This is a genomic window from Streptomyces sp. SID14478, from assembly GCF_010548525.1.
Lineage (GTDB): Bacteria > Actinomycetota > Actinomycetes > Streptomycetales > Streptomycetaceae > Streptomyces.
This window is the reverse complement of sequence record NZ_JAAGMG010000147.1, coordinates 1-12080: the sequence shown is the minus strand read 5'-3', so window position 1 is coordinate 12080 and position 12080 is coordinate 1. Positions and strand designations below refer to the sequence as shown.

Genomic DNA, 12080 nt, shown 5'->3' with positions numbered 1-12080 from the left:
AACCCCCGCTCCGAGGACCCCCTCGCGATCCTCGCCACGATGCTGGCGGGCGCCGCCGACGTGCCGGCCCACGAACGCGGCGACGTCGCCGTCTTCGAGGACCGGGCCGCCGCCATCGCCGCCGCCGTCGCGCGCGCCGAGCCCGGCGACACGGTGCTCGTCGCGGGCAAGGGGCACGAGCAGGGCCAGGACATCGCCGGGGTGGTGCGTCCCTTCGACGACCGCCTGGTGCTTCGCGAAGCCATCGAGCAAACCCAGGGATGAAGTTGTGATCGCCCTCTCCCTCGCCGAGATCGCCTCAGTCGTCGGCGGGCAGACGTACGACATACCGGATCCGCAGGTCCGGGTGACCGGTCCGGTCGTCATCGACTCGCGCAAGGTCGAGTCCGGCAGCCTGTTCGCCGCGTTCGCGGGCGAGCGCGTGGACGGCCACGACTACGCGCGCGACGTCGTGGAAAAGGGTGCGGCCGCCGTCCTGGCGGCCCGCCCCGTCGGCGTGCCCGCCATCGTCGTCGAGGACGTGCAGGCCGCGCTCGGCGCGCTGGCCCGGCACGTCGTCGCCCGGCTCGGCGCCACGCTCGTCGCGCTGACCGGCTCGGCCGGCAAGACCAGCACCAAGGACCTGATCGCCCAGGTACTGCAGCGCAAGGCGCCGACGGTCTTCACGCCCGGCTCGTTCAACAACGAGATCGGCCTGCCGCTGACCGCCCTGTCCGCCACCGACGAGACCAGGTTCCTCGTCCTGGAGATGGGCGCCCGCGGCAAGGGCCACATTCAGTACCTGACGGGCCTGACGCCCCCGAAGGTCGGCGTCGTCCTCAATGTCGGGACCGCACACATCGGCGAGTTCGGCGGCCGCGAGCAGATCGCGGAAGCGAAGGGCGAGTTGGTGGAGGCGCTGCCCGCGGAGGGCACCGCGATCCTGAACGCGGACGATCCGCTCGTACGGGCCATGGCGTCGCGCACGAAGGCGAAGGTGCTGCTCTTCGGAGAGGCCGCCGAAGCCGCCGTACGTGCCGAGAATGTCCGGCTCACGGAGAACGGGCAGCCCGCCTTCAGCCTCCGCACACCCTCCGGGTGCAGCGAAGTGACCTTGCGCCTGTACGGTGAGCACCACGTGTCGAACGCGCTCGCCGCGGCCGCCGTCGCCCATGACCTTGGCATGTCCGTGGAGGAGATCGCCGTCGCGCTCTCCGAGGCGGGCACCCTGTCCCGCTGGCGGATGGAGGTCACCGAGCGCTCGGACGGCGTCACGATCGTCAATGACGCCTACAACGCGAACCCCGAGTCCATGCGAGCGGCCCTGCGCGCGCTCGTGGCCATGGGCAAGGGGCGTCGTACGTGGGCGGTGCTCGGGCACATGGCCGAGCTCGGCGACGAGTCGCTGGCCGAGCACGACGCGGTCGGGCGGCTCGCCGTCCGGCTCAACGTCAGCAAGCTCGTGGCAGTCGGGGGCAGGGAAGCGTCCTGGTTGCAACTGGGCGCCTATAACGAGGGTTCGTGGGGTGAGGAGTCGGTGCACGTGTCCGACGCACAGGCGGCTGTCGACCTGTTGCGCAGCGAGCTGCGCCCGGGAGACGTCGTGCTCGTGAAGGCCTCCAGGTCGGTGGGCCTGGAGAGCGTGGCACAGGCGCTGATCGAGGGCGGGGTCGATGCCCGATGATGAAGCAGATCCTCTTCTCGGGAGTCATCGGCCTGTTCCTGACCCTGGTCGGGACGCCGCTGCTCATCAAGCTCCTGGCCCGCAAGGGCTACGGCCAGTACATCCGTGACGACGGCCCGCGCGAGCACCACGCCAAGCGCGGCACGCCGACCATGGGTGGTATCGCCTTCATCCTGGCGACCCTCATCGCGTACTTCCTCAGCAAGCTCATCACGGGCGCGGCGCCGACCCTGTCGGGTCTGCTCGTGCTCGGCCTGATGGCGGGCATGGGCCTGGTCGGCTTCCTCGACGACTACATCAAGATCGTCAAGCGGCGCTCGCTCGGCCTGCGGGCCAAGGCGAAGATGGCCGGCCAGCTGACCGTCGGCATCGCCTTCGCGGTGCTGTCCCTGCAGTTCGCGGACGTCCAGGGGCAGACCCCGGCCTCGACCCGGCTCTCCTTCGTGGAGGACTTCGGCTGGACGATCGGCCCGGTGCTCTTCGTGGTCTGGGCGCTGTTCATGATCCTCGCGATGTCGAACGGCGTGAACCTCACGGACGGCCTCGACGGCCTCGCCACCGGCGCCTCCGTGATGGTCTTCGGCGCGTACACCTTCATCGGCGTCTGGCAGTTCCAGGAGTCCTGCGCCAACGCGCAGACCCTCACCAACCCGGCCGCCTGTTTCGAAGTCAGAGACCCACTGGACCTCGCGGTCGTCGCCTCGGCCCTGATGGGCGCCTGCTTCGGCTTCCTGTGGTGGAACACCTCGCCCGCCAAGATCTTCATGGGCGACACGGGCTCACTCGCCCTCGGCGGCGCCCTCGCCGGTCTCGCGATCTGCTCGCGCACCGAGCTGCTGCTCGCCCTCCTGGGCGGCCTGTTCGTGATGATCACGATGTCCGTGGTCATCCAGGTCGGCTCCTTCAAGATGACCGGGAAGCGCGTCTTCCGCATGGCGCCACTCCAGCACCACTTCGAACTCAAGGGGTGGTCCGAAGTCCTTGTGGTGGTCCGCTTCTGGATCATCCAGGGCATGTGCGTGATCGTCGGACTCGGCCTCTTCTACGCAGGATGGGCAGCCAAGAAGTGACATCTGGTCAGGGTTCCTGGCAGGGGATGAGCATCACCGTCGCCGGTCTCGGCGTGAGCGGCCTCAGCGCCGCCCGCGCCCTGGCCGGCCTCGGCGCGTCGGTCACCGTCGTGGACGGCGGCGACGGCCCGGCCCACCGCGAAAAGGCGGCTCTTCTTAAGGAAGAGGGCATTTCCGTACGTCTCGGGGACGCGGCCACGCTGCCCGAGGGCACGGAACTGGTCGTCACGTCGCCGGGCTGGAAGCCTTCCTCGCCGCTGTTCGACGCCGCACGCGCGCGTGGTGTGGACGTCGTCGGCGACGTCGAGATCGCCTGGCGCCTGCGCGGCCCGAACGCCGCGCCCTGGCTCGCCATCACCGGCACGAACGGCAAGACCACCACGACGCAGATGCTCGCGTCGATCCTGTCCGCGGCGGGCCTGCGCACGGCCGCCGTCGGCAACATCGGCACGCCGATCGTCGACGTCGTCCTGGCAGACAGGGCTGCGCGCGAAGCGCGTTCGATTGAGGGCGGTGGTGGGCGACGGGTGGGAGACGCGTACGACGTCTTCGCCGTGGAGCTCTCCTCGTACCAGCTGCACTGGGCGCCCTCCCTGCGCGCCCACTCGGGCGCCGTCCTGAACCTGGCGCCCGACCACCTCGACTGGCACGGTTCCATGGAGGCGTACGCCGCCGACAAGGGCCGCATCTACGAAGGCAATCAGGTCGCCTGCGTCTTCAACGTCGCCGACAAGGCCACCGAGGACCTGGTCCGCGAGGCCGACGTCGAGGAGGGCTGCCGCGCCATCGGCTTCACGCTGGGCACGCCGGGGCCGTCCGAACTGGGCGTCGTCGAGGGCATCCTGGTCGACCGAGCCTTCGTCGAGGACCGGCACAAGAGTGCCCAGGAGCTCGCCGAGGTCGCCGACGTGAACCCGCCGGCGCCCCACAACGTCGCCAACGCCCTCGCGGCGGCGGCCCTCGCCCGCGCCTTCGGCGTGGAGCCGGCGGCCGTCCGCGACGGACTGCGGAACTTCACGCCCGACGCGCACCGCATCGCACACGTCGCCGATGTCGCCGACGTCGCGTACATCGACGACTCCAAGGCCACCAACACCCACGCGGCGCAAGCCTCGTTGGCGGCATACCCGTCGATCGTGTGGATCGCGGGCGGGCTCGCCAAGGGCGCGACCTTCGACGAACTGGTGGCCGGCGCCGCGGACCGGCTGCGCGGGGTGGTGCTCATCGGCGCCGACCGCGCCCTGATCCGGGAAGCCCTGGAGCGACACGCCCCGGAAGTCCCGGTCGTCGACCTCGACCGGACCGACACTGGGGCGATGTCGGCGGCGGTCCAGGAGGCGGCGCGGCTCGCCCGCCCGGGGGACACCGTGCTGATGGCCCCGGCCTGTGCGTCGATGGACATGTTCACCAACTACAACAAGCGTGGCGATGCGTTCGCGGAAGCGGTCCGCGAACTCGGCGCCACCAGCGTCTGAGGGGACCCGCGGGGTGCCTGGTGACGCCGGGCACCCTTGGGAGGGGACGTGGCAGCGTTGACGTACGGCTCACCGTCGGGGGGCGGCAATGGCCGGTAGCAGCGCCCGCACCACCAAGCGACCCGCGGCCCCGCCCCGGAGGACCAGCAAGGTCTACCGGGCGCGCGTCAATCCGCTGCGCCGCCTGTACGCACGGGCCCGCCGCGCCTGGGACCGGCCGCTCACCGCGTACTACCTGATCCTCGGGTCCGCCGCGCTGATCACGGTCCTCGGCCTGGTGATGGTCTACTCGGCCTCGATGATCACGGCCCTGCAGATGGGCCTGTCCAGCTCGTACTTCTTCCGCAAGCAGTTCGTCGCGGCCGTCCTCGGCTCGATCCTGCTCGTGCTCGCGATGCGCATGCCGGTGAAGCTGCACCGCGCACTCGCGTACCCGATCCTCGCCGTCAGCGTCTTCCTGATGATCCTGGTGCAGGTGCCGGGGATAGGAGTGTCGATCAACGGCAACCAGAACTGGATCTCGCTCGGCGGCCCCTTCATGCTGCAGCCCAGCGAATTCGGGAAGTTGGCGCTGATCCTGTGGGGCGCCGACCTGCTGGCGCGCAAACACGACAAGCGCCTGCTGACCCAGTGGAAGCACATGCTGGTGCCGCTGGTCCCGATGGCCTTTCTGCTGCTCGGCCTGATCATGCTCGGCGGCGACATGGGCACGGCGATCCTGCTGACGGCGATCCTCTTCGGTCTGCTGTGGCTCGCGGGGGCGCCCACCCGGCTCTTCGTCGGCGTCCTGTCGGTGGCCGGCGCGATCGGCATCATGCTCATCAAGACCAGCCCGAACCGGATGGCGCGGCTCGCCTGCCTGGGCCGGGCCGACGCCGGGCCGGACGACATGTGCTGGCAGGGACTGCACGGGATCTACGCCCTCGCCTCTGGCGGATTCTTTGGTTCCGGGCTCGGGGCGAGTGTGGAAAAATGGGGTCAACTTCCCGAAGCGCACACGGACTTCATCTTTGCCATCACCGGTGAGGAACTGGGTCTGGCGGGGACGCTGTCGGTGCTCGCCCTGTTCGCGGCTCTAGGCTATGCGGGTATCCGCGTGGCCGGACGCACGGAGGACCCCTTCGTGAGATATGCCGCGGGAGGCGTGACGACCTGGATCACGGCGCAGGCCGTGGTCAACATCGGTGCGGTGCTCGGCCTGCTGCCGATCGCCGGCGTCCCGCTCCCGCTGTTCTCGTACGGGGGGTCCGCCCTGCTGCCGACCATGTTCGCCGTCGGGCTGCTGATCGCGTTCGCGCGGGACGAACCGGCGGCGCGGGCGGCCCTCGCCATGCGGCAGCCACGGATGAGATGGAACACGATGCGACGGCGCGCCACGGCGCGTACGTCCGGAGAGCGGTGAATTTCGGTGCATGTCGTACTCGCCGGTGGGGGGACCGCCGGCCACATCGAGCCGGCGCTCGCCCTCGCGGACGCCCTGCGCAGGCAGGACCCGACCGTGGGCATCACGGCTCTCGGTACGGAGAAGGGGCTCGAGACGCGGCTCGTCCCGGAGCGCGGATACGAACTCGCGCTGATCCCCGCCGTGCCACTGCCGCGCAAGCCCACGCCTGAGCTGATCACCGTCCCCGGGCGGCTGCGCGGCACCATCAAGGCCGCGGAGCAGATCCTGGAGCGGACCAAGGCCGATGCCGTGGTCGGCTTCGGCGGCTACGTGGCGCTTCCCGGCTACCTCGCCGCCAAGCGCCTCGGCGTGCCCATCGTCGTGCACGAGGCCAACGCCCGTCCCGGCCTGGCGAACAAGATCGGTTCGCGGTACGCGGCCCAGGTCGCGGTCTCCTCGCCGGACAGCAAGCTGCGCAACTCCCGCTACATCGGCATCCCGCTGCGCCGCACCATCGCCATGCTCGACCGGGCCGCGGTGCGCCCCGAGGCCCGCGCCGCGTTCGGCCTCGACCCGAACCTGCCGACGCTGCTCGTCTCCGGCGGCTCCCAGGGCGCCCGCCACCTGAACGAGGTCGTCCAGCGGGTCGCGCCGCTCCTGCAGCAGTCCGGTATCCAGATCCTGCACGTGGTCGGCCCGAAGAACGAATTGCCGCAGGTGCAGCAGATGCCGGGGATGCCCCCGTACATCCCGGTACCGTACGTGGACCGGATGGACCTCGCGTACGCCGCGGCCGACATGATGCTCTGCCGCGCGGGCGCGATGACCGTCGCCGAACTCTCCGCCGTCGGGCTCCCGGCCGCCTACGTCCCGCTGCCCATCGGCAACGGCGAACAGCGGCTCAACGCCCAGCCGGTGGTCAAGGCCGGCGGCGGCCTGCTGGTCGACGACGCGGAACTGACCCCCGAGTGGGTCCAGGGCAACGTCCTGCCCGTGCTCGCCGACCCGCACCGGCTGTACGAGATGTCCCGCGCCGCCTCCGAGTTCGGCCGCCGGGACGCGGACGACCTCCTCGTCGCGATGGTGTACGAGGCGATCAACTCACGCCACTAGCGCGGGTACGGAAGCAAAGGCAGGGGAGCGTGGCCGGACCGACCACCGCGGACCGCGGCGAACGAGAAGGCGCCAAGGCGTCCGAGTCCGGCCCGCCCCCGCGCCGCTTGCGCGTGCCGAGCGTACGCACGCTCCTCGTGACCGGAGTGCTGCTCGTCCTGATCGGGGCGGGCGGCATCTGGCTCCTCTACGGATCGCAATGGCTGCGCCTGGAGCGCGTCACGGTCTCCGGGACGGACGTCCTGACCCGCGCGCAGGTGCGCGAGGCCGCCGCGGCACCGGTCGGGTCCCCGCTGATTTCCGTCGACACGGATGCCATTGAGGACCGATTGCGGCGGAAATTGCCCCGAATCGACTCTGTTGACGTAGTGCGTTCCTGGCCGCACGGAATCGGGCTGAAAGTGACGGAACGTCAGCCGGCTTTGATTGTCGAAGGCGGCGGAAATTCGGGCAAGTTCGTCGAAGTGGACCGCGAAGGCGTTCGTTTCGCGACGGTGGACCGTGCCCCGAAGGGCGTTCCGCGGCTGGAATTGACACCGGATCACTCCGGTGCGGCGGCAAGCCTGCGGCGCTTCGGCCCGGACCGGCTGGTCCGCGAGGCGGTCCGCGTCGCCGGGCAGCTCCCCGGGCCGGTCGCGCGCGACACCCGTACCGTCAGGGTCCGTTCGTACGACGACATCTCGCTGGAGCTCACCGGCGGACGCGTGGTCGTATGGGGAAGTGCGGAGAAGGGTGACACGAAGTCGCGCGTCCTCACCGCCCTCTTGAAAGCCGCCCCGAAGGCCCGGCACTTCGATGTAAGTGCCCCCATCGCCCCCTCGTCATCGGGGAGTTGACGCACATCCGCGCAGGCCAGCACCCTGGTTGGGCAGCGCTACGGCTGATCACATAGGGTGAAAAGAAAAACGGGAGGTTCGGCGTGTTCGTTGAACGGGCGCCACTTGTCGACTTAGTGTCAGGTTCGGAAGAGTCCAGGAAACAGACACACTGGTAACCCTAAACTTCACCGTTAGGGTTCGGGTCGGCAGTCGACTAGTAGTCCGGACCGTCCCCATTCGACATCAGTCGTCGCATCGGTAGAACGCGAGGCGGCGACACGTAACTCGAGGCGAGAGGCCTTCGACGTGGCAGCACCGCAGAACTACCTCGCAGTCATCAAAGTCATCGGTGTCGGCGGCGGTGGTGTCAATGCCATCAACCGGATGATCGAGGTCGGTCTCAAGGGCGTCGAGTTCATCGCCATCAACACCGACGCGCAAGCCCTGTTGATGAGCGACGCGGACGTCAAGCTCGACGTCGGCCGTGAACTCACCCGCGGCCTCGGCGCCGGAGCCAATCCGGCAGTCGGGCGCAAGGCGGCCGAGGACCACCGCGAGGAGATCGAGGAGGTCCTCAAGGGGGCCGACATGGTCTTCGTCACCGCCGGCGAAGGCGGTGGCACCGGCACCGGCGGCGCACCCGTCGTCGCCAACATCGCGCGCTCGCTGGGCGCCCTGACGATCGGTGTGGTCACGCGACCGTTCACCTTCGAAGGACGGCGCCGGGCCAACCAGGCGGAGGACGGCATCGCCGAACTCCGCGAAGAGGTCGACACCCTCATCGTCATCCCGAACGACCGGCTCCTGTCCATCTCGGACCGGCAGGTCTCCGTCCTCGACGCCTTCAAGTCGGCGGACCAGGTCCTGCTCTCCGGTGTCCAGGGCATCACCGACCTCATTACGACCCCGGGTCTGATCAACCTCGACTTCGCGGACGTCAAGTCCGTCATGTCCGAGGCCGGTTCGGCACTCATGGGCATCGGCTCGGCCCGCGGCGACGACCGCGCGGTCGCCGCAGCCGAGATGGCGATCTCCTCGCCGCTCCTGGAGGCGTCCATCGACGGCGCCCGCGGGGTGCTGCTCTCCATCTCCGGTGGCTCGGACCTCGGTCTCTTCGAGATCAACGAGGCCGCGCAACTGGTCAGTGAGGCCGCACACCCCGAGGCGAACATCATCTTCGGTGCCGTGATCGACGACGCCCTCGGCGACGAGGTACGGGTCACCGTCATCGCCGCCGGCTTCGACGGGGGGCAGCCCCCGTCCAAGCGGGACACCGTCATCGGCTCGTCGACGGCCAAGCGGGAGGAGCCGACCCCGGCCCGCCCGGCGTCGACCCCCGAGCCCTCGCGGCCGACCTTCGGCAGCCTCGGCAGCGTCACGCCGCGCGAGGAGCAGCGCCCGGAGCCGGCCGAGGCGCCCGCGCCGGCGAACGAGACCCCCTCGGTCCCGGTCACCCCGCCGCAGGTTCCCCGCCCGTCCTACCCGGACAGCCAGGCCGAGGAGCTGGACGTCCCGGACTTCCTGAAGTGACGTTCCGCAGCGTGATGGGGACGTCGTCGACGTGATAGGACAGCGCGACAACGACAGCGGCGCGCACTTCGCCTTCACCGACCGGTGGGGCGGGGTGAGCGCCGCTCCGTACGAGGAGCTCAATCTCGGCGGCGCGGTCGGCGACGACCGCGAAGCCGTTCTGCGCAACCGGGAGTTGGCCGCCGGTGCGCTCGGCCTCGAAGCGTCCGGGGTCGTCTGGATGCACCAGGTGCACGGCCCCGACGTGGCGGTGGTGGACGGGCCCTGGGCCTCGGAAGCCGATATTCCGTCGGTCGACGCGATCGTCACCGCCCGGCCTCGGCTGGCCCTCGCCGTGCTCACCGCGGACTGCACCCCCGTCCTGCTGGCCGACCCGGTCGCCGGCGTCGTTGCCGCCGCACACGCGGGGCGCCCGGGGATGATCGCCGGGGTCGTGCCCGCCGCCGTGGGCGCGATGACGGAGCTCGGCGCGGACCCGGCCAGGATCGTGGCCCGCACCGGTCCCGCGGTCTGCGGCCGCTGCTACGAAGTGCCGGAGCAGATGCGCGCGGAGGTCGCCGCGGTGGAGCCCGCGGCGTACGCCGAGACCAGTTGGGGCACGCCGGCCGTCGATGTGACCGCCGGTGTGCACGCGCAACTGGAGCGGCTCGGGGTGCGGGACCGGCGGCAGTCGCCGGTGTGCACCCGGGAGTCGCACGACCACTTCTCGTACCGCCGCGACAAGGTCACCGGCCGGCTCGCGGGCTATGTCTGGCTGGACTGATACGACATGACGGACCTTCAGGATCTTCAGGGCCTCCAGGGGCGCAAGGAAGAACTCGCCACGAACCTGGGCACGGTGGAGGAACGTATCTCCGCGGCCTGTGCGACCGCGGGCCGCAAGCGCGAGGACGTGACCCTGATCGTGGTCACCAAGACCTACCCCGCGAGCGACGTGCGGCTGCTGGCCGAACTCGGCGTGCGGCACGTGGCGGAGAACCGGGACCAGGACGCGGCGCCCAAGGCGGCGGACTGCGCGGATCTGCCGCTGACCTGGCACTTCGTCGGTCAGCTGCAGACCAACAAGGTGCGATCCGTGGTGAGTTATGCCGACCTGGTGCAGTCCGTGGACCGGGCGAAGCTCGTCACTGCGCTGTCCAAGGAGGCCGTGCGGGCGGAGCGCGAACTGGGCTGTCTGCTCCAGGTCGCGCTCGACGCCGAGGACGACGGGCGGGGTGAGCGCGGGGGCATCGGCCCCGGCGCGGTGGAGGAGTTGGCCGCCCGCGTGGCCGAGGCTCCGGGGCTGCGTCTCGACGGACTGATGACCGTCGCGCCGCTCACCGGGGCCTACGGGGGACGGCAACAGGCGGCGTTCGAGCGGCTCATGGATTTGTCGACTGTCCTGCGCGCGGCTCATCCGGCTGCGAACATGGTCTCGGCAGGGATGAGTTCGGACCTCGAGCAGGCCGTGGCGGCCGGAGCGACACATGTGCGCGTCGGTACGGCGGTACTCGGAGTCCGACCCGGGCTCGGGTAACGTCGCCAAGAAGTCGGACCACAGCAGAAAATATGGTCATTCTCGCTGATGGGCGGGGAGATCACGTGGATCGCGGGCACTTTGGTTGACGTCAGCCGATCCACCACAGAGCGGAGGACTCAGAGCAATGGCCGGCGCGATGCGCAAGATGGCGGTCTACCTCGGCCTCGTGGAGGACGATGGGTACGACGGCCGGGGGTTCGACCCCGACGACGACTTCGAACCCGAGCTCGACCCGGAGCCCGAGCGTGACCGGCGACGGCACGAACCGTCGCATCAGTCACACAACTCCCGCGCGGTAGAAGCGGACGAATCGGTACGAGTGGTACAGCCGCCCGCACAGCGCGAGCCGGTGCGCCAGCCCGCTTCGCTCCCCGCTGAATCCGGACGTCCGGCGCGAATCGCCCCCGTGGCATCCATCACACCTGAACGCCAGAGCCTGGAGAAGAACGCACCGGTGATCATGCCCAAGGTCGTGTCCGAGCGGGAGCCCTACCGCATCACCACGTTGCACCCCCGGACCTACAACGAGGCCCGTACCATCGGGGAACACTTCCGTGAGGGCACTCCGGTGATCATGAATCTGACGGAGATGGACGACACCGATGCGAAGCGACTTGTCGACTTTGCCGCCGGTCTCGTCTTCGGCCTGCACGGGAGCATTGAGCGGGTGACCCAGAAGGTGTTCCTGTTGTCTCCTGCTAACGTCGATGTCACGGCGGAGGACAAGGCCCGCATCGCAGAGGGCGGGTTCTTCAACCAGAGCTGAGACGCAGCACTAGTTCGACGACTAGCTACTTACTAGTCACGAGGCACGAGACACAGGGGAGAGGGAACCACCGACATGGGCGTGGTTTTGGATGTGGTCTACATCGCGCTGATGTGTTTCCTCATCGTGCTGATCTTCCGGCTGGTCATGGACTATGTCTTCCAGTTCGCCCGCTCGTGGCAACCCGGCAAGGCAATGGTGGTCGTTCTGGAGGCCACCTACACTGTCACTGATCCACCGCTCAAGCTTCTGCGGCGGGTCATCCCGCCGCTGCGTCTCGGGGGCGTGGCGCTCGACCTGTCCTTCTTCGTACTGATGATCATCGTCTACATCCTGATCTCCGTCGTGAGCCGGCTGTGAACGATACGGTCTTGCCGAATGCCGACGACAACGTTGAGGTGAAGAGATGCCGTTGACCCCCGAGGACGTGCGGAACAAGCAGTTCACGACCGTCCGCCTCCGAGAAGGCTATGACGAGGACGAGGTCGATGCCTTCCTCGATGAGGTCGAAGCCGAACTGACCCGTCTCCTTCGTGAGAACGAGGACCTGCGCGCGAAGCTCGCCGCAGCCACCCGCGCCGCCGCCCAGAACCAGCAGCAGGGCGGCATGCGCAAGGGCCCCGGCCCCGGTGGCCCCGAGGGCCAGGGTGGTCCGCAGGACCAGCAGGGGCCCCCGCAGGGCATGCGCGGTCCGGGCGCCCCGGTGCCCGCCGGCATATCGGGCCCGCCGCAGCAGCAGATG

12 protein-coding genes and 1 pseudogene are annotated in these 12080 nt (G+C 69.5%); all 13 read left to right on the top strand.

Annotated elements, in window-relative coordinates; all coding sequences use genetic code 11:
• Nucleotides 1–264 (top strand): annotated as a pseudogene (locus G3I40_RS06080) (UDP-N-acetylmuramoyl-L-alanyl-D-glutamate--2,6-diaminopimelate ligase); the annotation flags it as partial.
• A 4-nt stretch (nt 265–268) separates the two neighbouring features.
• Entirely contained in the window at nt 269–1663 is a 1395-nt protein-coding gene (gene murF / locus G3I40_RS06075) for a UDP-N-acetylmuramoyl-tripeptide--D-alanyl-D-alanine ligase (protein ID WP_164301129.1), read from the top strand.
• A complete protein-coding gene (mraY, locus tag G3I40_RS06070) occupies nt 1660–2733 on the top strand; it encodes a phospho-N-acetylmuramoyl-pentapeptide-transferase (RefSeq protein WP_164301128.1) in 1074 nt (357 codons plus the stop codon). The genes murF and mraY overlap by 4 nt, the downstream gene beginning before the upstream one ends.
• Nucleotides 2715–4208: a UDP-N-acetylmuramoyl-L-alanine--D-glutamate ligase gene (gene murD / locus G3I40_RS06065; protein ID WP_164301127.1), complete on the top strand. Its 1494-nt coding sequence runs from the start codon at nt 2715–2717 to the stop codon at nt 4206–4208. The genes mraY and murD overlap by 19 nt, the downstream gene beginning before the upstream one ends.
• A gap of 88 nt (nt 4209–4296) precedes the next feature.
• The gene (gene ftsW / locus G3I40_RS06060; protein ID WP_164301126.1) at nt 4297–5610 is read left to right on the top strand and encodes a putative lipid II flippase FtsW; all 1314 of its coding nucleotides are present in this window, start codon (nt 4297–4299) and stop codon (nt 5608–5610) included.
• Nucleotides 5611–5616: 6 nt separating this feature from the next.
• Entirely contained in the window at nt 5617–6705 is a 1089-nt protein-coding gene (murG, locus tag G3I40_RS06055; protein WP_164301125.1) for an undecaprenyldiphospho-muramoylpentapeptide beta-N-acetylglucosaminyltransferase, read from the top strand.
• A 29-nt stretch (nt 6706–6734) separates the two neighbouring features.
• Nucleotides 6735–7541, top strand: a complete 807-nt coding sequence (locus G3I40_RS06050) for an FtsQ-type POTRA domain-containing protein (RefSeq protein ID WP_164301124.1) — start codon at nt 6735–6737, stop codon at nt 7539–7541.
• A 288-nt stretch (nt 7542–7829) separates the two neighbouring features.
• On the top strand, nt 7830–9053 hold the full coding sequence (gene ftsZ / locus G3I40_RS06045; protein WP_164301123.1) for a cell division protein FtsZ: 1224 nt from the start codon (nt 7830–7832) through the stop codon (nt 9051–9053).
• 31 nt (nt 9054–9084) lie between these two features.
• Entirely contained in the window at nt 9085–9816 is a 732-nt protein-coding gene (pgeF, locus tag G3I40_RS06040) for a peptidoglycan editing factor PgeF (protein WP_164301122.1), read from the top strand.
• A gap of 6 nt (nt 9817–9822) precedes the next feature.
• Nucleotides 9823–10569 carry a YggS family pyridoxal phosphate-dependent enzyme gene (locus G3I40_RS06035; protein WP_164301121.1) on the top strand — a complete coding sequence of 249 codons (747 nt, stop codon included), beginning with the start codon at nt 9823–9825 and terminating at the stop codon, nt 10567–10569.
• A 127-nt stretch (nt 10570–10696) separates the two neighbouring features.
• The gene (gene sepF, locus G3I40_RS06030; protein ID WP_164301120.1) at nt 10697–11338 is read left to right on the top strand and encodes a cell division protein SepF; all 642 of its coding nucleotides are present in this window, start codon (nt 10697–10699) and stop codon (nt 11336–11338) included.
• 75 nt (nt 11339–11413) lie between these two features.
• Nucleotides 11414–11698 carry a YggT family protein gene (locus tag G3I40_RS06025; protein WP_164301119.1) on the top strand — a complete coding sequence of 95 codons (285 nt, stop codon included), beginning with the start codon at nt 11414–11416 and terminating at the stop codon, nt 11696–11698.
• A 46-nt stretch (nt 11699–11744) separates the two neighbouring features.
• On the top strand, nt 11745–12080 hold a 336-nt coding region (locus G3I40_RS06020), incomplete at its 3' end, for a DivIVA domain-containing protein (RefSeq protein WP_164301118.1).

Excerpts from the sequence above, each read along its gene's own strand:
- ftsW (WP_164301126.1), top strand. The coding sequence starts at position 4,297 with ATGGCCGGTAGCAGCGCCCGCACCACCAAGCGACCCGCGGCCCCGCCC.
- G3I40_RS06035 (WP_164301121.1), top strand. The coding sequence starts at position 9,823 with ATGACGGACCTTCAGGATCTTCAGGGCCTCCAGGGGCGCAAGGAAGAA.
- murD (WP_164301127.1), top strand. The coding sequence starts at position 2,715 with ATGGGCAGCCAAGAAGTGACATCTGGTCAGGGTTCCTGGCAGGGGATG.
- G3I40_RS06025 (WP_164301119.1), top strand. The coding sequence starts at position 11,414 with ATGGGCGTGGTTTTGGATGTGGTCTACATCGCGCTGATGTGTTTCCTC.
- mraY (WP_164301128.1), top strand. The coding sequence starts at position 1,660 with ATGATGAAGCAGATCCTCTTCTCGGGAGTCATCGGCCTGTTCCTGACC.
- sepF (WP_164301120.1), top strand. The coding sequence starts at position 10,697 with ATGGCCGGCGCGATGCGCAAGATGGCGGTCTACCTCGGCCTCGTGGAG.